Origin of the sequence: Mesorhizobium sp. AR02, assembly GCF_024746835.1 — a bacterium.
Classification (GTDB): Bacteria; Pseudomonadota; Alphaproteobacteria; order Rhizobiales; family Rhizobiaceae; genus Mesorhizobium.
In genome coordinates this window covers 823,343-845,414 of the sequence record NZ_CP080531.1, presented here as the reverse complement: position 1 = coordinate 845,414, position 22,072 = coordinate 823,343, and the positions used below count along the sequence as shown (strand labels likewise).

The 22,072-nt window shown below is 63.9% G+C and carries 21 protein-coding genes and 2 pseudogenes; 13 read left to right on the top strand and 10 right to left on the bottom strand.

Going from position 1 to position 22,072, the window contains the following annotated elements; genetic code table 11:
* Positions 1–72 precede the first annotated feature (72 nt).
* The 8 genes and pseudogenes from DBIPINDM_RS08630 to DBIPINDM_RS08595 form a co-directional block, all read right to left on the bottom strand.
* Positions 73–1,020, bottom strand: a complete 948-nt coding sequence (locus DBIPINDM_RS08630) for a LysR substrate-binding domain-containing protein (protein ID WP_258585343.1) — start codon at positions 1,018–1,020, stop codon at positions 73–75.
* Between the two features lie 81 nt (positions 1,021–1,101).
* Positions 1,102–1,851 carry an SDR family NAD(P)-dependent oxidoreductase gene (locus DBIPINDM_RS08625; protein ID WP_258585342.1) on the bottom strand — a complete coding sequence of 250 codons (750 nt, stop codon included), beginning with the start codon at positions 1,849–1,851 and terminating at the stop codon, positions 1,102–1,104.
* Between the two features lie 12 nt (positions 1,852–1,863).
* Complete coding sequence (locus tag DBIPINDM_RS08620; protein WP_258585341.1) at positions 1,864–2,574, bottom strand: SDR family oxidoreductase; 711 nt, start codon at positions 2,572–2,574, stop codon at positions 1,864–1,866.
* 287 nt (positions 2,575–2,861) lie between these two features.
* Positions 2,862–3,650: a FadR/GntR family transcriptional regulator gene (locus tag DBIPINDM_RS08615; protein WP_258585340.1), complete on the bottom strand. Its 789-nt coding sequence runs from the start codon at positions 3,648–3,650 to the stop codon at positions 2,862–2,864.
* Between the two features lie 175 nt (positions 3,651–3,825).
* Positions 3,826–4,173, bottom strand: a complete 348-nt coding sequence (locus DBIPINDM_RS08610; protein WP_258585339.1) for a RidA family protein — start codon at positions 4,171–4,173, stop codon at positions 3,826–3,828.
* A gap of 40 nt (positions 4,174–4,213) precedes the next feature.
* Positions 4,214–5,020 (bottom strand): SDR family NAD(P)-dependent oxidoreductase, encoded by an 807-nt coding sequence (locus tag DBIPINDM_RS08605; RefSeq protein ID WP_258585338.1) that lies wholly within the window; start codon positions 5,018–5,020, stop codon positions 4,214–4,216.
* Positions 5,013–5,825, bottom strand: coding sequence for a shikimate dehydrogenase family protein (locus tag DBIPINDM_RS08600; RefSeq protein WP_258585337.1), 813 nt, complete (start codon positions 5,823–5,825; stop codon positions 5,013–5,015). The genes DBIPINDM_RS08605 and DBIPINDM_RS08600 overlap by 8 nt, the downstream gene beginning before the upstream one ends.
* A gap of 119 nt (positions 5,826–5,944) precedes the next feature.
* Positions 5,945–6,028, bottom strand: a pseudogene (locus tag DBIPINDM_RS08595) (NAD(P)-binding domain-containing protein); the annotation flags it as partial.
* Between the two features lie 119 nt (positions 6,029–6,147).
* Between DBIPINDM_RS08595 and DBIPINDM_RS08590 the strand changes: the two are divergent.
* On the top strand, positions 6,148–6,912 hold the full coding sequence (locus DBIPINDM_RS08590; protein ID WP_258585336.1) for an HpcH/HpaI aldolase family protein: 765 nt from the start codon (positions 6,148–6,150) through the stop codon (positions 6,910–6,912).
* 14 nt (positions 6,913–6,926) lie between these two features.
* Positions 6,927–8,144 (top strand): NAD(P)/FAD-dependent oxidoreductase, encoded by a 1,218-nt coding sequence (locus DBIPINDM_RS08585; protein ID WP_258585335.1) that lies wholly within the window; start codon positions 6,927–6,929, stop codon positions 8,142–8,144.
* 51 nt (positions 8,145–8,195) lie between these two features.
* On the opposite strand, the pseudogene DBIPINDM_RS08580 reads toward DBIPINDM_RS08585, so the two are convergent.
* Both DBIPINDM_RS08580 and DBIPINDM_RS08575 read right to left on the bottom strand, forming a co-directional pair.
* A pseudogene (locus DBIPINDM_RS08580) lies at positions 8,196–8,695 on the bottom strand (peptide deformylase).
* A gap of 117 nt (positions 8,696–8,812) precedes the next feature.
* The gene (locus DBIPINDM_RS08575) at positions 8,813–9,403 is read right to left on the bottom strand and encodes an amino acid synthesis family protein (RefSeq protein WP_258585334.1); all 591 of its coding nucleotides are present in this window, start codon (positions 9,401–9,403) and stop codon (positions 8,813–8,815) included.
* A gap of 162 nt (positions 9,404–9,565) precedes the next feature.
* Here DBIPINDM_RS08575 and DBIPINDM_RS08570 point away from each other — a divergent pair, with 162 nt between their 5' ends.
* The 11 genes from DBIPINDM_RS08570 to DBIPINDM_RS08520 all read left to right on the top strand — a co-directional run bounded on the left by DBIPINDM_RS08570 (position 9,566) and on the right by DBIPINDM_RS08520 (position 22,068).
* Complete coding sequence (locus DBIPINDM_RS08570) at positions 9,566–11,365, top strand: helix-turn-helix domain-containing protein (RefSeq protein WP_258585333.1); 1,800 nt, start codon at positions 9,566–9,568, stop codon at positions 11,363–11,365.
* Between the two features lie 174 nt (positions 11,366–11,539).
* Positions 11,540–12,523 carry a flavin reductase family protein gene (locus DBIPINDM_RS08565; RefSeq protein WP_258585332.1) on the top strand — a complete coding sequence of 328 codons (984 nt, stop codon included), beginning with the start codon at positions 11,540–11,542 and terminating at the stop codon, positions 12,521–12,523.
* A 22-nt stretch (positions 12,524–12,545) separates the two neighbouring features.
* The gene (locus tag DBIPINDM_RS08560) at positions 12,546–14,057 is read left to right on the top strand and encodes an aldehyde dehydrogenase (protein WP_258585331.1); all 1,512 of its coding nucleotides are present in this window, start codon (positions 12,546–12,548) and stop codon (positions 14,055–14,057) included.
* 28 nt (positions 14,058–14,085) lie between these two features.
* Positions 14,086–15,162 carry an LLM class flavin-dependent oxidoreductase gene (locus DBIPINDM_RS08555; protein ID WP_258585330.1) on the top strand — a complete coding sequence of 359 codons (1,077 nt, stop codon included), beginning with the start codon at positions 14,086–14,088 and terminating at the stop codon, positions 15,160–15,162.
* Between the two features lie 2 nt (positions 15,163–15,164).
* On the top strand, positions 15,165–15,992 hold the full coding sequence (locus DBIPINDM_RS08550) for an alpha/beta fold hydrolase (RefSeq protein WP_258585329.1): 828 nt from the start codon (positions 15,165–15,167) through the stop codon (positions 15,990–15,992).
* A gap of 265 nt (positions 15,993–16,257) precedes the next feature.
* Positions 16,258–17,091, top strand: coding sequence for a transporter substrate-binding domain-containing protein (locus DBIPINDM_RS08545; RefSeq protein WP_258585328.1), 834 nt, complete (start codon positions 16,258–16,260; stop codon positions 17,089–17,091).
* Between the two features lie 158 nt (positions 17,092–17,249).
* Positions 17,250–18,224 (top strand): amino acid ABC transporter permease, encoded by a 975-nt coding sequence (locus DBIPINDM_RS08540; RefSeq protein ID WP_258585327.1) that lies wholly within the window; start codon positions 17,250–17,252, stop codon positions 18,222–18,224.
* Positions 18,221–18,964, top strand: a complete 744-nt coding sequence (locus DBIPINDM_RS08535) for an amino acid ABC transporter ATP-binding protein (RefSeq protein ID WP_318036929.1) — start codon at positions 18,221–18,223, stop codon at positions 18,962–18,964. Before DBIPINDM_RS08540 ends, DBIPINDM_RS08535 begins: the two co-directional genes overlap by 4 nt.
* Before the next feature lie 333 nt (positions 18,965–19,297).
* Positions 19,298–20,287 carry an ABC transporter substrate-binding protein gene (locus DBIPINDM_RS08530; RefSeq protein WP_258585326.1) on the top strand — a complete coding sequence of 330 codons (990 nt, stop codon included), beginning with the start codon at positions 19,298–19,300 and terminating at the stop codon, positions 20,285–20,287.
* 151 nt (positions 20,288–20,438) lie between these two features.
* Positions 20,439–21,251: an ABC transporter permease gene (locus tag DBIPINDM_RS08525; RefSeq protein WP_258585325.1), complete on the top strand. Its 813-nt coding sequence runs from the start codon at positions 20,439–20,441 to the stop codon at positions 21,249–21,251.
* 13 nt (positions 21,252–21,264) lie between these two features.
* On the top strand, positions 21,265–22,068 hold the full coding sequence (locus tag DBIPINDM_RS08520; RefSeq protein ID WP_258585324.1) for an ABC transporter ATP-binding protein: 804 nt from the start codon (positions 21,265–21,267) through the stop codon (positions 22,066–22,068).
* The last annotated feature ends 4 nt before the right edge of the window (positions 22,069–22,072 follow it).

Below are 22,072 nucleotides of genomic sequence, written 5' to 3'. Positions count from 1 at the left end.
TTGAGGTTGTTCCGTTTCTTGTTGTTGGAGCCGCGAAAAAGAGCTTTCGGGGCCCGGTCTCGAAGCCGCTTCCTAGTCGGAAAGCGGGGTCGGTTTCGGCAAGGAGATGGTGAGGTCGCTTCGCCAGTCCTGCTGGGCCAGCCATCGATGCAGGGCGGCGACTGCCTTCACGCGCAGATGTCCGCGCGGGACGACAAGATAGAAGCCGGGGACTTCCTCCGGCCGCATATCGGCGATGGCGTCGCGGCCGATCGGCGCGACCAGCGTGCCTGCCCGGAAATCCTCCTCGGCGTCGATGACGGAAACCAGGCCCACGCCGATGCCTTGCAGGGTTGCCCGGCGCATGGTCGCCGCATCGTCGAAGCTGATGCTGCGGTCGCCATCCGTCAGCTCGACGCCAAGGTGGCGCAATATGTCCGGCCACAGGCGCTTCGACTTGACGGTGTCGAGCAGCGTGAATTTCGTCAGGTCATGTGCCGACTTGATTTTTTCGCCGATGTCAGGCGTGCAGCAGATGATCTTCGGGTCCGGCACCAGCAGCGTGGTTTCGTAGTCCGGCCAGTTGCCGTAGCCCCACTGCACCGTCATATCGATATCGTCGCGCCCGAAATCGGGCAGGTCGACCATCGTCGTCAGGCGCAGGTCCGCGCCCGGCAGGATTTCCCGGAACAGCGAAAGCCTGGGCAGCAGATAGTGCGTGGCGAAATACGGGCTGGCATTGAGGTTGATGCGGTCGCGGTAGGTCGACTTGGTGACGCGGCGCACGCCTTCCGAAAACTCGTCGAAGCCGGCTTTGATGTAGTGCGAGAGAAGGATGGCCTGCTCGGTCAACTCGATCGACCGGCCCTTGCGCTCGAACAGCGTCACCTGAAGCGTGTCTTCCAGAAGCTTGATCTGCTGGCCGACCGCTTGCGGTGTGACCAGCAATTCATCCGCCGCCTGCCGAAAGCTCTTGTGCTGCGCCACGGCGTGGAAGACGCGAAGTGCGTTCAGCGAGGGAAGACGCAGCTTGCCGGTCATCGAAAATTCCGCTCCTTCCGCTCGAGGTTCCGTTGATCATGCACTGCCGTACTCAGTCACCGCCGGTTGCGGAAAGCCGCCTCAGGCGTAGATATAACCACCTGAAACAATGACGTTTTCGCCGGTCATGTAAGTGTTCTTCGGGCCACCCGTCATGAGCACCCATTCGGCGATCTCGGTCGGCTCGGCGCCGCGGCCAAGCGGGCTTGCCTTGGCCAGCTCCTCCAGGAAGCCGAGGGCTTTGGCCTTCTCCGTGGCCATGCCGGCCGGTGCCACCGAATTGACCAGGATCCCGTCCTTCGCCACGTGGTGGGCGAAGGACCGTGTCAGGCTGACGACCGCGGCCTTGGTTGCCGCATAATGGGCGTTCTGCGGATGCGCCTTGAAAGCGTCGACCGAAGTCAGGTTGACGATGCGGCCGCGCACGTGGGCCTTCGGCTCTTGCGCCTGCATATGGCGAACCGCCGCCACCATCATGTGATAGGTACCCTTGATGTTGATGCCATTGGAGGCGTCCCAATCGGCGTCGCTGATTTCCAGAAGCGGACGGCGCGGGTAGATCGCGGCGCAATTGATCAGCGTGTCGATGCGCCCGAGCTTGGAAACGATGGCGTCGAAGGCTGTGTGGCATTGCGGGCCGACCTGGATGTCGCAGGCGGCGGCCGCGGTCGGCAGGCCCTTGGCCTTCGCTGGCGCTAGCGCGGATTGGGCCGCCTCCTGATTGATGTCGATGATGCCGATCTTCGCTGCCCCGGCCTCGACGGCCATCTCAGCCAGGAGGGCGCCGAGGCCGGCGCCGCCGCCAACGATCAGAACGGAAAGATCCTTCATTTAAAGTTTTCCTTACTTGGTGCCGCTTGGCGAGGTCGGCCAGGTCGGCATGATGTCGAAACGGGTGACGTCGGCCCATGCGGGGAGCGCAAGCACCGCGACGACCATCCTGGCCACGTCCTCCGGCTGCACGACTTTGCTGGCGTACATGGCGGCACGCGCCTTGGCGTCGAGTATGTCCTGATAGAGCTGCGTCTCGACACGGCCGGCGACGATCTCGGTGACGCGTATGCCTGATGGGGAGAGGTCGGCGCGCAGCGCGCCGGCAAAGCCTGATATCGCCGCCTTGGTGGCGGCGTAGACGGCAATGTTGGAGAATGCTGTGTGGCCGGCGACGGAGCCGGTGAACAGGATGTGGCCAGACTGCCGCTCGCGCATCTGCGGAACGACAAGGCGGGTGAGCAGGATCGCCGCGCTGAGGTTTATCTCCAGCGTGGTGTCGATGTCTGATATCTTCATGTCGGCGAAATTGCCAAGCGGCGGCATGATCCCGGCATTGTTGATCAGCACGTCGATGGTCAGATCCGCCAGAACCGCCTCCAGCGCCTCGCGATCGGTGATGTCGACGGCGATCGGCACGATGCCGGGCCGCTCGGCCTGCAACGCCTTGAGCGCGGCCTGGCTGCGCCCGACCGCATAGACGTCGTAACCGGCATCGCTCAACGCGATCGCCATGGCCCGACCTATGCCGCTCGTCGCTCCTGTGATGAAGGCTGTCGTCACCTGGGCTTCCCCGTTTGCCTGGATTTGAGTGTGCGGCGCAGGCCGGCGCCGCGAAACCAAGAAAACCAGCAAAAAGGAAAGATAAACTTTCGAATTCTCTTTTCCCGCCCGAAAACCGGGCAGATGGTCACCCCGGTGCCGAGGCTGCAAATCCAGGGAAACGGGCGGATAACGGCATTCTAAGCCTGCCAGAAACGGTTTCGGTCAGCCGGCGGAGCAAAACATGGCTTTCGCAATGCATGGCTAATCTGAGCCCCGGCGAATACCTGTGCGATCGAAGTCGCCAGCTACCCGCCGGTCGGGGAGGGCCTCTTCATATCGGTGAACAGCGAGGCCGCTGCCGCCTTCTGCTCCGCCTCCGTCGCCTCGACGCCGGAGGCCCGGGCCAGCGCGCGCACACGCCCGAGGCTGTTGTGCAGGTGCTTGCGCATCGCCTGGCGTGCGGCGCGGCCGTCCTGCCTTTCGACGGCGTCGACGATGGCCTTGTGCTCGTTGTGGATGCGCGTGTAGTAGCTGTCCTTGCGCTCTGGCGTGACCACGTAGCCAAGCTGAAAGCGGGGAACGATCATCGGCCTGAGATAGGCGAGGAAGCCGTGGATGAATTCATTGCGCGCCGCCTTGGCGATCGCCAGGTGGAAGTCATAGTCGTAGTGGATCTGGACGACGGCCGGATCGGCTTGCTGGGCGTCGACCTGTTCCATCAGCGCGCGGATGTCGTTCGCCTCCGCGTCGGTTCGCCGTTCCGCGCAGAGCCCGGCGGACTCCACTTCGACACTCAACCTCAATTCGAGCAAGGCGATGGTTTCCGGCAAGGTCCTCAACGCCTCGTCCGGGATCGAGAAATTGCGCGGCGCCGGCGTTTCGCTGACGAACATGCCGCGCCCTTGCTGCGGCACCACCATGCCGTCGGAGCGCAACCGTGCCACCGCTTCCCGCACCACCGTGCGGCTGACATCGTATTCGGCGCAAAGCTCCGCCTCGGTCGGCAGTTGCGCGCCGGGAAGCAGCGATCCGGAACGGATCTTTTCGGACAGGCTCTCCGCCACGACGGTGGAAAGCGGCTTGCGCTTCGTCATCTGTCTCCCTCTGGAGCGGTTCACCGTTTCATGGAAACGGCGAACCGCTCTAACTCTTTGTTTTGACGCAATTTCCTGGGGAAAGCGCTACGCGCTTTTCCCGGGAAAACCGCTCACACTTTTCCTGGAATTGCTCTCGCCAGATTCGCCATGATGCCCGAACCGGCAGGACCATTCAAACCGCCGCTGTGACGATCAGTTCGACCAGCATCCCAGGTTTGGCCATCCGCCCTTCGCCGGAAGAACGCGCCGGCGCATGCTCTTTCGGCATCCAGGCGTCCCACACCGTGTTGACCTCGTCGAAATCCCTGACGTCGTCCAGCCACATCTGCACGTGCAGGATGCGGGTCTTGTCCGCGCCTGCCTTGGCCAGCAGTGCATCAATCTTGCCGAGCGCCTCGCGCATCTGGTCGGCGGCGGACTGACCCGGCCTCGCGACCTGGCCAGTGAGATAGAGCGTGCCATTGTGGATGACGCCGTGGTGGATGCGGGTGTCGAAGTCGAAACGCTGGATATCGTTCACTGGTTGTCCTCGTCAGATTTCCGGCGTCCGCCGGATGGGGTCAGATTGCCGGCGTGCGACGGATGGGGTTGCCTTGCAGGTACTGCGCATAAGGCGCCTGGACGAGCCAACCGGCGTCGACAGGCAAGGTGACGCCGGTTATCGACGCGGCACGGTCCGAGCACAGGAACAGGGCCGCCTCGGCCACGTCGCGCGGCTCGACGAAGCGGCGCAGCGCCGTCGTGGCCTGGATCGCTTCGGGATTGCGCTCGCCCTTGGCGATCCTGGCCTTCAGCCCATCGGACAGTGTGTAGCCGGGCGCGACCGCGTTGACGCGCACTCCGTGCGGGCCGAGTTCGGCGGCGAGGATCTGTGTCAGCGCCAGGACAGCGTGCTTGCCAGGCGTGTAGGCCGGCAACGACAGCGGCGCGAAAGAGGCGAGCGAGCCGACATTCAGGATCGCGCCGCGCCCGGCAGCCGACATCAGCCGGCCGAACACCTGGCAACCCAGCAGCGTGCCGCGATAGTTGACCCGCCACATCTTCTCGTCCTCGTCCAGGTCCTGGTCGAGCACGTGCTTGCCGCTCTGCAGGATGCCGGCGCAGTTGACGACGACCCCAGGCGCGCCGAACGCAGCGACGACCGCTTCGGCCAGCGACTCCACCGAGGCGGCTTCAGCGACATCGGTTTGAACGAACAAAGTGCGCGGGGCGCCCGCTGCCTCGCAGGCGCTGGCCGCCTCCTTGCCTCGTGTCGCGTCCCGGCCGGCGACGGCGACCTGGTAGCCGTCCTCGGCGAAGCGCTGGGCGATCGCGCGGCCTATGCCCGAGGTGCCGCCGATGACGACGGCCGTCAATGTCTCAGCCATGACCGCGATCCCTGCGCTCGATGTCGAAGAATTCGGCCATGGCTTCAACCTGGAAGTCCATCATCGGGCGTCCTGGCTGGACGCGGCAGCCGATCGCCTTCGCTGCCTTGAGCAGCGCCGTCTCGGCCGGTTCCATGATGATGTCGACGACCGTCATGTCCGGAGTCAGCTTGCTCACGTCCATGGGCAGCGGATCGCTGGCCTTCAGCCCGGAGGGCGTGGCGTTGATCGCCATGTCCATGCCGGACGGATCGGGCTGGCCGACCTCGATACGGCATTTTGGAAAAGACTTGCCGACCAGCGCGGCCAGCCTCTCCGCGCGTCCCCTGTCGATGTCGGTCAGCCGGATTTCCGCCGCGCCTTCCTCGGCCAGGCAGTAGGTCAGCGACGCGCCGGCGCCGCCGGCACCGACCTGGAGAATGCGGCGGCCGGCAATCTGATGCCCGCCCGCCTTCAGGCCGTCGATGAAGCCGACACCGTCGAAATTGTCGGCGTACCAGCTTCCATCGGGCAGCCGCCGCACGGAATTGGCGCTCTCAACCCGCGCCGCACGGTCATGCGCGGCCGAGCATTTGTGGTAGACCGCGACCTTGTACGGCACCGAGATGATGACGCCGCGAATGTTCTCGGCCGCCGTGAGGCCGGCCCAGAAGGTGTCGAAATCCTCCGGGCGGCAGCTCAGCGGCACCATCAGGCTGTCCAGTCCCTTCTGCTCGAAGATCTCGTTGAACATGCCGGGGCTCTTGGCATGGCCCACGGGATGGGCCAGCATGACAAAGACATCGGCCTTGCCGGTTCCGCGCATCGATTTATTCCTTTCCGTTTGAGAGTTCATGGTCGCCCAGCATCTCGAGCGCCTTGACGAGGGAGGAGTGGTCGGCGTCCGCGCCGCCCGTACGGGCCGAGCAGGCAGCGGTTCAGAACGGTGACAATCTCATGCCCGGCATCGGCGAGATGGCGCGCCATCGGTGCACCCATGACGCCAAGCCCGATGAAGCCGATCTTCATGTCCAAACTCCCTGGGAGACACCGCTGGTGAAACCGGCCTTGCAGCCAAAGTCAGCCATATGATATAGGACATCATACAAATTTCAATGCACCTTCTTTGGCTGGAGACCACCGCAAAAATGCAGGAGCGCCGCAACACTTTGAAGGCCGCCGTGACGGCCGGCCGGGCTCACATCGGCATCTGGTGCTCGCTGGCTTCCGCACTCACCACGGAGATCGTCGCCGGCTCCGGAGCCGGCTGGGTGCTGATCGATGGCGAGCATAGCCCGAACGATCTGCGCAGCATCATGGCGCAGCTTCAGGTGATGGGCGGCTTCGACAGCGAGGCCGTCGTCAGGCTGCCTTCCGACGACCCCAATCTGATCAAGCAGGCGCTCGACATCGGCGCGCGCAGCCTGATGATCCCCAATGTGCGCACGGCCGATCAGGCCCGCGCCATCGTCGCCGCCATGACCTACGCACCTGGCGGGTTTCGCGGCTTCTCGGTGGGTCACCGTGCCAACGCCTTCGGCCGCATCGCCGGCTACCACGCCAAGGCGCGGGAGCAGCAGCTTCTCGCCGTGCAGATCGAGTGCGAGACAGGCGTGGCCAATGCCGCCGAGATCGCCGCCGTCGACGGCGTCGACGTCCTCTTCGTTGGCCCCGGCGATCTCTCGACCAATATGGGCGCGATGGGCAATCCGGGCGCCACGCATGTCCAGGAGGCGATTGCCGCGGTGCGCAAGGCGGCCGCCGCCGCAGGGAAGGCCAGCGGCATACTGGCGCCGGCAAAGGCCGATGCCGACCGCTATCTTGCCGATGGCTTCACCATGGTCGCCGTCGGATCGGACCTCGGCCTGCTGGCGCGGGGCTCGGATGCCTTGATCGCTTCCTTCAACCAGTAGACCGGAGACAAACCGTGGCAATTCCTCCTTACAAGGCCCCCTCGCGGACGGCGTATGACATCGTCATCGTCGGCGGCGCGGTTGTCGGTTCGTCGACGGCCTACTGGCTGAGCCAGGCGCTGGGCAATGGCGCCTCGATCCTCGTGGTCGAGCGCGACTCGAGCTACACCTTCTCTTCGACCGCACTCTCCACCAGCGCCATCCGCCAGCAATATTCCAATCCGATCAATGTGAAGATCAGCCAGTTCGGCATCGACATCATCCGTAATTTCCCGGAGCGGATGGCGCCGTTCTACAAGGATGAGCCGGCGCCTGATCTCGGCTTCAAGGAATATGGCTATCTCTACTGTTGCTCGCCTGAAGGCGTGGAGGCCGCGCGTGAAAGGGTGGATCTGCAGCGCAGCCTCGGCGCCCACACCGTCTTCCTCGAGCCGGGCCCGCTGAAGGAACGTTTCCCCTGGCTCAATGTCGAGGATCTTGGCGGCGGCTCCTGGGGCTCGCGCGAAGAGGGCTGGTTCGATTCCATGGGCCTGCTCAACGGCTTCCGCCGCGCGGCGCGTGCCAGCGGCGTCGAATACATCGACAACGCCGTGACCGGACTGGAGCTCGTCGACGGGCGCGTCGTCGCGGCCCGGCTTGCGACCGGCCAGACGATTTCCTGCGGAACCCTGGTCAACGCCGCCGGCCCGCGCGCGCAGCAGGTCGCCGCCATGGCCGGCCTGTCCATCCCGGTCGCCCCCTACAAGCGCTACAGCTTCGTCTTCGCCAGCGCCACTCCGATCCCCGGCCGCATGCCCAATGTCATCGACCTCTCCGGCGCCTTCGTGCGGCCGGAAGGCGAGCTTTTCCTCACCGGCAACACGCCGCAGGGCGACGGACCGGCCGATTACAACGACTTCGAAATGCATTTTGAAGAGTTCGACGATTATATCTGGCCGGCGCTCTGGCACCGCATCCCCGCCTTCGATGCGCTGAAGGTCCAGACCAGCTGGACCGGCCACTACGAATACAACATGCTCGACCACAACGGCATTGTCGGCTTCCACCCGGAGGTGACCAACTTCATGTTCGCCAATGGTTTCTCCGGGCACGGGCTGCAACAGTCGCCGGCCGTGGGCCGCGCGGTGTCGGAACTCATCGTTCACGGCGCTTTCCAGACGCTCGATTTGTCGCCGTTCTGTTACGAGCGCATTGCACGCAACGAGCCGTTCCTGGAAGAAGCGGTGATCTGAGGCGAGGGGCGTCTGGCAGCCTGGCGACGGCGGATACGTGGACGCCGTCGGCTAAAAGCCCCGTTGCTGTTTCTGATATCGTTTGACAAGCCGCTCCCGCTTCAGGCGGGAGAGTCGCTCGATCCAGAAGAGACCGTCGAGTTGGTCGATCTCGTGCTGGTGACAGACAGAGAGCAGGCCTTCGGCCTCCTCTATAGCTTCGTCGCCGTCCAGGGTTCGGTAGCCGATGCGGACACGTGCATGCCGTTCGATTTCCTCGGTGACCCTGGCATGGACACGCTGCCTTCGACATGGCGGATCATCTCAGTGGATGCCCAAAGAATGGTGGGATTGACGTAGCTGCGCAGGCCCGCCGCGGGCGACAGTTCGAGGACCACCAGCCGTTTCAGGATGCCGATATGAGGGGCGGTGATTCCGATGCCTGGAGCGGCGCGCATCGTGTCGGTGAGATCGCCGGCAAGCCGGTGCAGGTCCTCGTCAAAGACCGATATGGGCTCGGCGACGGAGCGCAGACGAAGATCGGGAAATCTCACGATTGGCCGTATCGTCACATGTCACTCCCGCATTCGCAGAGGCCAACCTCAAGCTGCGCGGCTCTTCCCCCAGAGTAGCTGGAATGACCATGCCCGCAACGCAAAAGAACGCAGCCAAGCCCGGCTATGCCTGTGTCAGGGTTGAACGGCGAGCCGCTCTTGCTCCATCTCGGCCATGTCCTGGAAGCGGTCGGCGATGCGGGGATGGATGCGGCCGCCATCCGCCGCACCGATGGCGACGACGATCTCGTCCGCGGCCGGCCCGTCGGCGATCTGGAAGTTGGCGGTGATGAAATGCGAGCGGCGGCCGTTCTCGCTCTTGTGCATCATCGGCAGCGACAGCAGCGCGCCAGGCGCGTTGCGTGTGTTGCAGAATTCGAGATAGGTCGTGCCGCCGACGGCGTCGCGGAAGACATTGCCGAAGCGCAGCGTGTGGATCATGGCGGAGGCGTGCTCGATCTCGCCGGCGGTTCCGACGGCTGCGGCCTTGCCGTAGCTTTCGATGCGTTCCGCCGGCATCAGCCCAATCAGGCGGCGCGTGAGTTCCTGACCGAGCCGGGGCGCGATGGCGACAATCTCCGGCCGCAAATCCTCGACGAAACCGCGCCCGGCCCATGGGTTGCCCAAGACGGCGGCGACGACGATCGATGTCACCGGCCTGGCGGCCGCCCTGCTGCCTTCAAAGTGCACTTCCTCGATGAAGGTGCAGATTTTTCGCAATTCCATGATTGGCCTCTCCACGTGGAAGCTCAAATCTAATGTGCGCCAATCGGCGGGTATTCCTCCGGTTCGTAGGAAGAATCGGCGTGCACCCCGCTTGGAAGCGGTGTAGCGTTCGTATATCCGCGACGGCTTAAATTCGCCCTTCGCGAGTGGCGGAAAATCACCGTGGACCACGAGTCGCAAATTCTCTCCTTGCGGGACGCCGCCAGCCTCATCAATTCGGGCGGCGATCTCCAGTCCGTGCTGCGCGACCTCGTGCTGGCGGCCTGCCGTCATGCCAAATGGACACTGGGCTCGATCATGGGCATCGATGCACCGCATGGCCACGCCTATGTCATCGTGCGCCACGACCCGACGCTCATTCACCGCACGCTGCCGGATCGCTGGGAACTGGCCACCAGTCCTTCGATCGTCGCGCTCAACCGCAATGAGCCGGTCTATATCAGGGACGCGCGGGTGTCGGAGGAGTTCCCGGGCTATCGCCGCGAGGCCTTCGAGCGTGACTACCGCAGCGTGCTGGTCATGCCGATGAACTGCGTCGACGAGGACGGCCGGCCGATGGTGCTGACCGTCGTCTCGCGCGAGATCACCGAAGTGACGGCGCAGGATATCGCCTTCATTGGCATGATCGTGCATCTCGGCGAGATCGCGGTCGAGAAGCAGCATCGGCTGCGCCAGGAGAAGCAGGCCGGCGAACGCCTGCAACGCGCCCTTTCGGCGCACACCTCGCTTCTGCAGCAGGCCTTATCGGACGGATCGGTGGTTTCGCTCGCCGAAAAGGTCAGCGAGCTTCTGCCCAATCCGGTGGTGGTGATCGATTTCCATGCCAATCTGGTCGTGTCCGGCCGTTCCCCGAGCGAGGCGCATTTCGACGTCGCCTCCTGGCAGCAGACGGTGAGCGGAACGCTCAGCCGGCAGATCTTCAAGATAGCGCGCGGCGCGTCCGACGGACGTCACACCGAGACGTTGTTCGTCGATGACGGCAAGCGCCAGCTCAAGCTTTCGGTGCGCATCGAGCCGCTCACCATCGACGCCGAAGTGGTTGGCGCGCTGATGATTTTTCCGACGCCGCAGGCATCGGGCCAGCTCGACCAGATGCTGCTCGACAGCACCAAATTCGCGCTCAGCGTGCAGATGATGCGCAGCTTCGTCCGCTTCCGTTTCGAGACGCGTTCGCTGACCGAGCTTTTCCTGGAGGTGGCGGAGCGCCGCTGGCGCGACGAGGCCGATATCGTCAACCGGGCACGCCGGCTGGGGCTCGATCTGACCGTTGCGCACAAGATGATCGTCGTCGATCTCGCCGAGCAGGTGAAGAACGGGGCCATCGGCCTTGCCGATCCGCATCACGCGCTCGTGCGCCTGCTGCAGCAGGCCGGCATTGCCGGCACGGCAATCGCGGTGGAAGACGGCCTTGTCTGCCTCGTTCCGGCCGATGCCGGACAGGACGGCGCGCGCCTCGGGAAATTGCCGCACCGGATCGCGGCCGAGCTCGGCCGCTATTTCGAACGCGAACCGGTGGTCGTGCTGTCCGAGGCCTGTGCCGCGCTGGCCGATTATCCCATCGCCTGGGAGCGGTGCCGCCGCATGATCCGGATCGGCCGTTCCTTCGGGCGCACCGGTGTCTTCGCCGGCCAGGATTTCGGTCCGCTGCCGATATTGGTCGCCGCTGCCGACGCTCCCGACGTGCGCGGCTTCGTCGAGGACAGTGTCGGCGCTCTGATCGCGCACGACCGCGAGCACGGCACGCCCTATCTGGACACGTTGTTTGCCTATCTGCGCGAGGGTTGCCGCAGCCAGGCCTGCGCCGACGCCATCGGCCTGCATGTCACCACCTTGCGCTATCGCCTGTCGCGCATGGAGGAACTGTTCGGGATCCGGCTCGACACGCCCGAACAGCGCTTCGCGGTTGAACTCGCGATCCGTCTCAGCGGCATCATCGACAGCCGCGTGCCGTCAGCCCGCTAGACTCTCTTGACCTCGCCGCCACTGTTGCGACGCGGCAGTCGCCAAGCGCAGGCTCGCCGCGCCTGCACTTGCTCGGGATGGCAGCAGCACGCCGCGACATCTTTCCTACAGACCAGAGGAAGAACGGGGACCGGCTCCTGCCTAGCTTTCGTCCGACAACGCGGAGGGAGAGCAATGACGGACGCAACGGCCGTGGCACAAAGGACGATCGATCCGATCGCCTTGCGTCGTGCCTTCGGCACCTTCGTCACCGGCGTCACGATCATCACCACGCGCGACTGCGACGGCAATCCGCGCGGCATGACCGCCAACTCCTTCACCTCGGTCTCGCTTGACCCGCCGCTGCTCCTGGTCTGCGTCGGCAAGGCGGCGGCGAGCTTTCCCGCCTTCAACGAAACACGGTCCTTCGCGGTCAATTTCCTGCATGAAGGCCAGGTCGATGTTTCTTCGGTGTTCGCGTCCAAAGCGGCGGACAAGTTCCAGTCGGTCAACCATGACCGCGCCCACACCGGCGCGCCGATCCTCACCGACAGCCTGACCTGGTTCGACTGCACCGTTCACAACCGCATCGAGGCCGGCGACCACATCATCCTGATCGGCCAGGTCCAGGCTTTCGGCACTAGCCCATCGGCGCCGCTCGGATTTTGCCGCGGCCGTTACGCCAGCGTCAAGGATCCGCTGCCCGCCGGCTGGCTGGCCTCGCAGGACATGATCATCGGCTATCTGGTCGAAGCTGGTGACCGCATCCTTTTGCGCAGCGATGGCAAGGGAAGCTGGGTGCTGCCGACGGCGCGGCGCCGCAAGGCCGACAGCCAGCTCGTCCTCGATGGCGGCGAGGCGCTGAGCCTCGTCCCGGAAAACACCTTCCTTTATTCGGTGTTCGACGTCGCCGACAGCGACCCTGGCTATCTCATCTACCGTGCCGAACTGAGCCGTGAGAGCGCTGAAGCCGCACTTCCGGATGGCCACGCCTTCTTTTCCATCGACGCGCTGCCCTATGAGCGGATCGCCACGCATGAACTGCGCGCCATGCTGCGCCGCTATGCGCGCGAGCGCCAGGACAAGCGCTTCGGCATCTACATCGACACCGGTGACGGCGGCCGCGTCGCCATGATCGACGGCCAGTCGCAATCGTGGACGCAGGCCGTGTCCGAATGATGGTTCACGCAGGACAGACAGCATGAAAACGACGGTCGGATCGCTCGAAGGCTCACGCCAGAACCTGTTCATCAGCGGTGCTTTCGTGGCGCCCAGGAGCGGGCAATACATCGACAGTTTCGATCCGACCACCGGCAAACCTTGGTACCAGTTCGCCGAGGCCGGCGCCGAGGATGTCGGCGCGGCTGTCGAGGCAGCACGTGCTGCCTTCGCCAATCCGGCCTGGCGGCGTATGACCCAGACTGACCGCGGCAGGCTGGTGCGCCGGCTGGCGGAACTGGTGCTGGAGCACGCCGACGAGCTGGCGCTGATCGAGACGCGCGACAACGGCAAGCTGCTCAAGGAAATGCGGGCGCAGATGCGCGCCATGCCCGACAGCTACACCTATTTCGCAGGGATGGCCGACAAGCTGCTCGGCGACACGATTCCGGTCAACAAGCTCGACATGCTCAACTTCAACCTGCGCGAGCCGATCGGCGTCGTCGGCATGATCACGCCATGGAACTCGCCGCTGATGCTGCTCACCGGCACGCTGGCGCCATGCCTGGCGCTCGGCAACACGGTGGTCGTCAAGCCGTCCGAGCATGCCAGTGCTTCCACGCTCGCTCTGGCCGAGCTGATCATGGAGGCCGGCTTCCCGGCCGGCGTCGTCAACGTTGTGACCGGCACGGGTGCTGTGGCCGGCGACGCACTGACGCGGCATCCGGGCATCGCCAAACTCGTCTTCACTGGTTCGACGGCGACGGGCCGGCGGATTGCCGCCAATGCGGCGGAGAACCTCATTCCCTGCTCAATGGAGCTCGGCGGCAAGTCGCCGCATGTCGTCTTCGGCGATGTCGACATCGACCATGCCGTCAACGGCGTCGTGTCCGGTGTGTTCGCGGCGGCGGGGCAGACCTGCGTCGCCGGTTCGCGCTGTTTCGTCGAAGCCAGCGTCTACGATCGCTTCGTCGAGGCGCTGGTCGAGCGCACGAAGCGCGTGCGGGTCGGGCTGCCGATGCTGGAAGAAACCGACATCGGACCGCTGGCTCTGTCGGCGCAGCTTGCCAAGGTGGAAGGCTATGTCGCCTCGGGCGTGCGCCAGGGCGCCCGGATCGCGGCGGGCGGCCGGCGTCCGCAGGCGGCCGAGCTTGCCGGCGGCTGGTATTTCGAGCCGACTGTGATGACCGATGCCGACAACGGCATGGACTTCATGCAGGAGGAGCTGTTCGGTCCGGTCGTCGGCGTCATGCCGTTCTCGTCGGAAGACGAGATGATCCGGCTCGCCAACGACACACGCTATGGGCTGGCCTCGGGCATCTGGACGCGGGACATCAACCGCGCGCTGCGCTTCGCCAGGAATGTCGAGGCCGGCACGGTCTGGATCAACACCTACCGCGCTTCCTCCTTCATGTCAGCCAATGGCGGCTTCAAGGAGAGCGGCTATGGGCGGCGCGGCGGCTTCGACGCCATGGAGGAGTTCTCGCGCCTGAAGAACGTCGTCATCGACTACTCCGGCGCCATGCAGGACCCCTTCATTATCCGCCTTCGCTGACCAAACCCGACGCACTGGGGAGACCGACATGAAATTCGCTGTTTCGCTGACCATGGAACGCTTCTCGCCCGACATCCCGATGTCGAAGGTGAAGAGCAATCTGCTCGAGCTGGCGCGCCTGGCCGACGAAGGCGGCTTCGAGACGCTGTGGACGGCGGAGCATCACACGATCGAATGCACGATCTCGCCCAACCCGCTGATGACGCTGACCTGGCTTGCCCAGCATACCGAGCAGATCCGGCTCGGCACCTCGACGCTGGTCGCGCCCTACTGGAGCCCGATCCGGCTGGCAGGGGAGGCGGCACTTTGCGATCACCTGACCGGCGGTCGGCTGGAGTTCGGCATCGCGCGCGGTTCGTACCAATATGAGTTCGACCGCATGGCCGGCGGCATGCCGCAGCAGGAAGGCGTTGCCTATCTGAAGGAGCTGGTGCCGGCGGTGAAGAAACTGTGGGCGCAGGATTATGCCCATGACGGCCACTACTGGAAGTTCCCGCTCGCCGCCGGCGTCCCGAAGCCGCTGCAAAAGCCGCATCCGCCGATCTGGGTGGCCGCGCGAGATCCGGGAACCTTCGACTGGGCGGTGGGCATCGGCGCCTCGATCCTGTCGACGCCCTTGTCGGCGCCGGCGGCCGAGATCGCCGTGCTCGGCGAGAAATTCCGCAAGGCCGTCGCCGATCATCCCGAGGTGCCGCGCCCGCGCCTGATGATGCAGCGGCGCACCTGCGTCTACGAACGGGTGCAGGACTGGGAGATCGCGGTCGGGCATGCCATCGACTACGGCCGTGCCTTCGAGAACCTGTTCCAGAACATCGGCACCGTGCAAAACGGCTTTCCCGAAGCTGTCCCCTACGAGAGCGTCAAGGGCAAGGACAACTACAATCCCGAGAACATCCGCCGCAACCTGATGTTCGGCACGCCGGACGAGGTGATCGAGAAGCTGCTCGACTATGAAGCGGCGGGCGTCGACCAATATTGCCTCGGCCTGACGTTCAACCTGCCGTTCGAGCTGCAGAAGAAGACGATCAAGCTGTGGGTCGACGAGGTGATGCCGGTTTTTGCCGCGCGCGAGCGCGACAGGGTGCGCCAGGCGGCGAGGGCCTGACCATGGCGCGCTCCGGCCAGCTCGATGTCGAGGGCGTGCTGCTCAACTGGCGCCTTGAGGGCGAGGGTGGCGTGCCGCTGGTCTGCATCCATGGGGTCGGCTCCTATCTCGAAGCCTGGAATGGCGTGGCCGGGCAACTGAAAGATCGCTTTGCTGTCCTCACTTTCGACCTGCGCGGCCACGGCCGCTCCAGCCGGGTCAAAGGCCGCTACGAGATCGACGATTTCGTCAAGGAGACGCTGGCGCTGGCCGACCATGTCGGGTTTGCCACCTTCCATCTGGCCGGGTTTTCGCTGGGTGGCCTCATCGCGCAGCGCCTGGCGCTGACGCATGCCGAGCGTCTGCAAAAACTGGTGCTGCTCTCGACGGTTGCCGGCCGCACGCCCGAGGAGCGGCACGCGGTGCGCGGCCGGCTTGCGGCGCTGATGGCGAGCGATGCTTCCGCGCATCACGCCGCCTCGCTGTCACGCTGGCTGACCGAGGATTTTCAGGACAGCAACCCGGACGTCATCGCCGAGCTGCGCCGGCGTGACGCCGAGAACGACCGCGACTGCTACGCGGCCGCCTATCGCGTTCTGGCCGAGACCGATTTCGGCGGCATTCTCGACCGCATCACCTGCCCGACGCTGATCGTGACCGGCGAGGACGACCAGGGTTCCAGCCCGCGCATGGCACGGCTGATGCACGAGCAGGTGCAAGGGTCGCAGCTCGCCATCCTGCCCGGACTTCGCCATTCGATCCTGATCGAGGCGCCGGCTCGGGTTGCCGCCGTGATGGGTGATTTCCTGCTGGACGCTGACAGTGGGGAAGGGGCCACCGCCCATGAATAGCAGCGTTCGCGATGCGGCAGAGAATATCGGACAGCAGGTGCTGTACGAGGGCTCGCAGGCAACAGCCCGGGACCTTCCCTGTGATCGGGGGAATGGCGACGGCAAACATCCTCCGCGACATCGGAAGACCGGACCCGTGGCGGCGTCGCTAAATCCACGAGCCTTTGGGAGAGGACGCCGACCTGGTCGGCACGAAATTGCGACGTCACGACCGGCTGAACCATCGTGACCGCAAGGGACTGAACAACAACAGGGGAATACGCACATGACAATCTGGAACAGACGACAAGTGACGATAGCCGCGGTGGCGCTTGCGCTTGGCGCATATCCTGCTCACGCCGGCGCGGTGCTCGACCGCGTGATGGCGGCCGGCACGCTCAAGGTGGCGACTGATGCCAACTGGGCGCCGCAGTCCTTCGTGAATGCCAGCAACGAGCTGGACGGCTTCGATGTCGACGTCGCCAAGGCGATCGGCAAGCACCTCGGCGTCAAGGTCGAGTTCATCACGCCCGGCTGGGATATCATCACCGCCGGCCATTGGGCAGGGCGCTGGGACATGCATGCCGGCTCGATGACGCCGACCAAGAAGCGCGCCGAGATCTTCGATTTTCCGGCGGTCTACTATTACACACCGGCGGCCGTTGCTGTGCACAAGGACAGCAAGGCCAAGACGCTGGCCGATCTCGACGGCAAGGTGGTCGGCGCCACCAGCACCTCCACTTTCGAGGCCTATGCCAAGAAGGATCTGACGCTCGACGCCGCCGGCGCGCCGCCATTCGAGTACAAGCTCAACCCGAAGGAGGTCCACTCCTACGAGAATTCGACGACCGCCTTCGACGACCTCCGCCTCGGCGACGGCGTGCGTCTCGACGCGGTGGTCTCTTCACTGCCGTCGATCCTCGATGCCGAGAAGGCCGGTTACCCGATCAAGCAACTGGGCGATCCGGTCTTCTACGAGCCGCTTGCGATCGCCATCGAACGCGGCGATCCGGAACTCTCCGCCAAGATCGCCGACGCCGTGAAGGCGATGAAGGAGGACGGCACGCTGAGCAAGCTTTCCGAAAAGTGGTACGGGCAGGATTATTCGAAGACCAACTAAAGCCTTTCGCCGTTTCACGGAAACGGCGAACCGCTCTAACTCTGTGTTTTGGCGCAATTCCGGGCGGAAAACCGTTTCACACTTTTCCTGGAATTGCTCTAGGCCCCTTCAAAGGCGGCCTGCCCTCGGGCAGGTCGCCGAACAGCCGGTGCTCAAAGATGCTCTATCCGGATACCGTCGAAGCCGAAATCCTCGTCCACAAACCCTGGTTCGTGGCGACGATGTTCGGCATCGTTCTGCTTCTCTTCATGGCTTTCAACATGTCGGGCACCAGCTTCGCCGAACTGATGCGTCCGGTGATCGGCGAACCGTCGGTGAGTGGCTTCTACGGCCGCTTTGCCATTGCCTTCGCCATAGCGGTGATCTTCAGCTTGAACGTCGTGCTGATCGGTTTCGCGCCGATCAAGTTCCAGATCGGCATCGTCTGGCTCGAACTGCTGCTGCTGTTCATTGCCTTCTTCGAGACGTTCCACCTCAGCCTGCCCTTCATCAGGGAGAAGCTGCCGTTCCTGATCAGCCAGGGCGTTGTCACCACGCTCTACGTCTCGGCGATTTCCATCGTCATCGCTTCGGTCATCGCGGTGGCCGGCGCGGTTGCCAAGCTCTCCAGCAATGGCTTCGCTTACGCCATCGCCAGCTTCTACACCTCCTTCTTCCGCGGTCTTCCGCTGCTCATGCAGGTCTACCTGATCTATCTCGGCCTGCCGCAACTCGGCTTCGTCATCAATGCCGTGCCTGCCGGCATACTGGCGCTTTCGCTCTGCTATGGCGCCTATATGACCGAGATTTTCCGCTCCGGCATACAAAGCATCGATCGCGGCCAGTGGGAGGCGTCGCGCTCCATGGGTTTCGGCTTCGCGCTGACCATGCGCCGCATCATCCTGCCGCAGGCGCTGCCGGTCATCATTCCGCCGACCGGCAACCAGTTCATCTCGATGCTGAAGGATTCCTCGCTGGTCTCGGTCATCGGCGTGTGGGAGCTGATGTTCCTGGCGCGCACACTCGGTCAGAAGACCTTCCAGCACATGGAGATGCTGATCTCGGCGGCCATGATCTACTGGATGCTGTCCATCTGCCTCGAACTGATCCAGGCGCGGATCGAGCGGCATTACCGCAGGAGCAAGATCAGATGAGCGCTCATGCCATCATCGAAGCGCGCAACGTATCGAAGTGGTACGGCGCCTTTCACGTCCTGAAGGACATCAACCTGACCGTCCACAAGGGTGAGCGGATCGTCATCTGCGGGCCTTCGGGTTCCGGCAAATCGACACTCATCCGCTGCTTCAATCGCCTGGAGGCGCATCAGGAGGGCGATATCACCGTCAACGGCGTTGCCTTGCATGGCAAGATGGGCAACGTCGCCGACGTGCGCTCCAACGTCGGCATGGTGTTCCAGCATTTCAACCTGTTTCCGCACATGACGGTGCTGATGAACTGCATGGCTGGCCCGATGTGGGTGAAAGGCGTGCCGGAAAAAGAGGCGCGCAAGACCGCGCTGAAGTTCCTCGAGCGGGTCCGCATTCCCGAGCAGGCGAACAAGTTTCCCGTCCAGCTGTCTGGTGGCCAGCAACAGCGTGTGGCGATTGCCCGCAGCCTGTGCATGCAACCGGCTGTCATGCTGTTCGACGAACCGACCTCCGCCCTCGACCCGGAAATGGTCTCGGAGGTGCTGGACACCATGACGGAACTTGCGCGCGACGGCATGACCATGGTGTGCGTGACGCATGAGATGGGCTTTGCCCGAGCCGTGGCCGACCGCGTCATCTTCATGGACGCCGGGCAGATCGTCGAGGCGGGTACGCCGGACGAATTCTTCAGCCAGCCACGCCACGATCGAACCAGATTGTTCCTCAGCCAGATCTTGAAGCACTGACCGGAGCGTTTCCACCGTTTTACGGAAATGCTCTGTCGGCACGGCATCCAGGGGGCGCTGCGAACGCCCGTGTTCTTCGCACAGCCGCCTCGACACTGAGGCCGTCATGCATGCGCCTAAGGCCCGAGCGCGGTCAGCGCCGGCCTGGTTAGGCCCAGCCTAAGCAGAATTATCGAAAATCATTATTTGTGCATCGCACACAGCGTGCTTTGCTCCATCTGCCGGCTGAAAGACAACAAAAAGAACGTCAGGCGGCAGCCTTCGGCGATGCGTCCGAAGCGGGTTGTTTTGGCGCCGACAGCGTCTGACCTCAGAAAAAGACAGGGGAACGTGATGACGACAATAATCTCGAAGTTTCGCCGCGCCGCGCTTGCGGCCGGCATTGCCCTCAGCGCCCTTTCGGTGAGCCTCCACGCCGAAGCTGGCAGCTTGAGGCTGGGCATGACGACCTGGGTCGGATACGGCCCGCTCTTCCTTGCGCGGGACATGGGCTACTTCAAGGAAGGGGGCCTCGATGTCTCGCTCGAAATCATCGAGGAAGCGTCGATGTACATGGCGGCCGTCGCCGCCGGCGAGCTCGACGGCAGCGCCTCGACCATCGACGAAATCATGAAATACCGCTCGAAGGATGTCTGCTTCAAATCGGTCTATGCCCTGGACGACAGCCATGGCGGCGACGGCGTCCTGGCGCCCACCGAGGTCAAGAGCGTCGCCGATCTGAAGGGCATGGAAGTCGGGCTGAACGAAGGCTCGGTGTCCCAGTTCTGGTTCAACATCCTGCTCAAGCAGGCCGGTCTCAGCCAGGCCGACGTGAAGGTCACCAACATGACGGCGGATGATGCCGCCGCGGCCTTCATGGCCGATCGCATTCCTGTTGCCGTTACCTGGGAGCCGCATCTGACGCTGGCCAAGAAGGCAAACAAGGGACAGGTGCTGATCGACTCCTCGAAGACGCCGGGCTTGATCGTCGATGTGGTGGCGCTGAACTGCGACTACATCAAGAAGAACCCTGGCGATGTCGAGGCGCTGGTGAAGGGGCTCTACAAGGCCAACGAGTTCATCAAGGAAAATCCCGAGAAGGCTTACGAGGTGATGGCCAAGGGCGTCGGCGGCTGGCTGAAGGATCCGAAGGACTTCGCCTCCTCCGCCGCGGGCGTGAACTTCTACGGCAAGGCGCGCAATGCCGAATTTTTCGCCGGCGGCGAGAGCGGCGAAGCCGGCAAGCTGATCAAGCTCGGCGGCGATGTCTGGGGCGGCTTCGGCAAGCTCAAGATGGACATCAAATTCGACGACCTCGTCGATCCGTCCTTTCTTGCGAAGTGATCTGGCCTCACGAAGTGATCTGGCCTTGTAAAGTGAGGTCGCTGGACCGCAGGCCGAGCCTCTCGCCTGCGGTCCTAGCCGCCCAAAGGGTTTCCCTGTGACATTGGCACCGAATGCAACGTCTCCCATCAGCCATATCGTGACAACGAGCGTGGAAAAAAATCAGCCCGGTCGATCCGCCTGGAAGGCTATCACCACGCCTTTTCAGGCCGTGTCGCGCCCTCTCTCCATCACGCTCAGCATCCTGGTCTGGGGCGCGGTCATTGGCGGCTGGTTCGCCTTGACCTATTCCGGAGCGGTCAAGGAAATGTTCCTGCCGCGCCCCGAATCCGTCTTATCCACCACCATCAGCATGGCGCTTGACGGGTCGTTGTGGGAGCACGTGCTCGCCAGCGTCCAGGTGGTGCTGATCGGCTTCGTCATTTCGAGCATCGTGGCGGTGCCGCTCGGATTGACCATGGGCACCTACCGCATCGTCCAGGCCGCGCTCGACCCGCTCGTCAATTTCATCCGCTATCTGCCGGTGACGTCCTTCGTGCCGCTGTTCATCCTGTGGATCGGCATCGGCATCGAGCAGCGCGTTGCCGTCATCATCTTCGGCATCTTCTTCCAGCAGCTGGTGATGATCGCCGACAGCGCCCGCGGCGTTCAGCGCGACCTCGTCAACGCAGCCTATACGCTCGGCACGAAACGCGGCGACACGGTCTTCCACATCGTCTTTCCGGCCACGCTTCCGAACGTGCTCGACGTGCTGCGCGTCACCATGGGCTGGGCCTGGACCTATCTCGTCGTTGCCGAACTTGTCGCCGCCCGCAGCGGGCTTGGCTACATCTCGCTCAAGGCGATGCGCGGCTTCCAGGTCGACGTCATCTTCATGGCCATCGCCATGATCGGCATCCTTGGTCTTTGCACCGACCAATTGTTCCGGGGCATCCGCCGCCTCGTCGCTCCCTGGGCCAATTGAGGAATTCGCTGACATGGACGCCCTGACACTCGCGACGAAACCGAAGAGTTCCGACATCGCCATCGACAATGTCGTCCTGCGCTACGGCACAGGCGACAACGCGGTGCTGGCGCTGGACGGCATCTCGTTCCATGTCGTGCCCAATGAGTTCTGCGTGATCGTCGGTCCATCCGGCTGCGGCAAGTCGAGCCTGCTCTATCTCATCGCCGGCCTCGAGGAGCGCACCGGCGGCATGATCTCGGTCGGTGGCAAGCCGGTTACCGAGCCAGGCCCGGACCGCGGCATGGTGTTTCAGGCCTACACGCTGTTCCCTTGGCTGACGGTGGCGCAGAACGTCGAATACGGTCCCAAGCGCAAGGGCATGTCGGCGGCCGAGCGCAGGGCCATCGTCGAGCATTTTCTGCATGAGGTCGGCCTGGCGAAATTCGCCAACCATTATCCCTCGCAGCTGTCGGGCGGCATGAAGCAGCGCGTGGCGATTGCGCGTGCGCTCGCCAACGATCCGCAGGTGCTGCTGATGGACGAACCCTTCGGAGCGCTCGACAGCCAGACCCGCCACTCAATGCAGAAGCTTCTCCTGAGGATCTGGGACCATTCCAAGAAAACGGTCCTGTTCGTCACGCACGACATCGACGAGGCGATCCTGCTGGCGGACCGGGTGCTCGTCATGTCCGGCCGGCCCGGCCAGATCAAGAAGGAAATCCGCGTCAGCCTCCCGCGTCCGCGCAGCATGGATCTGGTCATGGAGCCGAACTTCATCGCCATGAAGCGGGAAATCCTCGAGCTCCTGAAGAACGACGAAGACGACGAGCACTAGCAGG

Coding starts and splice junctions, on each gene's coding strand:
- DBIPINDM_RS08565 (WP_258585332.1), top strand. CDS start 11,540: ATGACGGACGCAACGGCCGTGGCACAAAGGACGATCGATCCGATCGCC.
- DBIPINDM_RS08555 (WP_258585330.1), top strand. CDS start 14,086: ATGAAATTCGCTGTTTCGCTGACCATGGAACGCTTCTCGCCCGACATC.
- DBIPINDM_RS08550 (WP_258585329.1), top strand. CDS start 15,165: ATGGCGCGCTCCGGCCAGCTCGATGTCGAGGGCGTGCTGCTCAACTGG.
- DBIPINDM_RS08540 (WP_258585327.1), top strand. CDS start 17,250: ATGCTCTATCCGGATACCGTCGAAGCCGAAATCCTCGTCCACAAACCC.
- DBIPINDM_RS08575 (WP_258585334.1), bottom strand. CDS start 9,403: ATGGAATTGCGAAAAATCTGCACCTTCATCGAGGAAGTGCACTTTGAA.
- DBIPINDM_RS08600 (WP_258585337.1), bottom strand. CDS start 5,825: ATGCGCGGAACCGGCAAGGCCGATGTCTTTGTCATGCTGGCCCATCCC.
- DBIPINDM_RS08590 (WP_258585336.1), top strand. CDS start 6,148: ATGCAGGAGCGCCGCAACACTTTGAAGGCCGCCGTGACGGCCGGCCGG.
- DBIPINDM_RS08605 (WP_258585338.1), bottom strand. CDS start 5,020: ATGGCTGAGACATTGACGGCCGTCGTCATCGGCGGCACCTCGGGCATA.
- DBIPINDM_RS08625 (WP_258585342.1), bottom strand. CDS start 1,851: ATGAAGGATCTTTCCGTTCTGATCGTTGGCGGCGGCGCCGGCCTCGGC.
- DBIPINDM_RS08535 (WP_318036929.1), top strand. CDS start 18,221: ATGAGCGCTCATGCCATCATCGAAGCGCGCAACGTATCGAAGTGGTAC.
- DBIPINDM_RS08545 (WP_258585328.1), top strand. CDS start 16,258: ATGACAATCTGGAACAGACGACAAGTGACGATAGCCGCGGTGGCGCTT.
- DBIPINDM_RS08615 (WP_258585340.1), bottom strand. CDS start 3,650: ATGACGAAGCGCAAGCCGCTTTCCACCGTCGTGGCGGAGAGCCTGTCC.
- DBIPINDM_RS08530 (WP_258585326.1), top strand. CDS start 19,298: ATGACGACAATAATCTCGAAGTTTCGCCGCGCCGCGCTTGCGGCCGGC.
- DBIPINDM_RS08520 (WP_258585324.1), top strand. CDS start 21,265: ATGGACGCCCTGACACTCGCGACGAAACCGAAGAGTTCCGACATCGCC.
- DBIPINDM_RS08630 (WP_258585343.1), bottom strand. CDS start 1,020: ATGACCGGCAAGCTGCGTCTTCCCTCGCTGAACGCACTTCGCGTCTTC.
- DBIPINDM_RS08560 (WP_258585331.1), top strand. CDS start 12,546: ATGAAAACGACGGTCGGATCGCTCGAAGGCTCACGCCAGAACCTGTTC.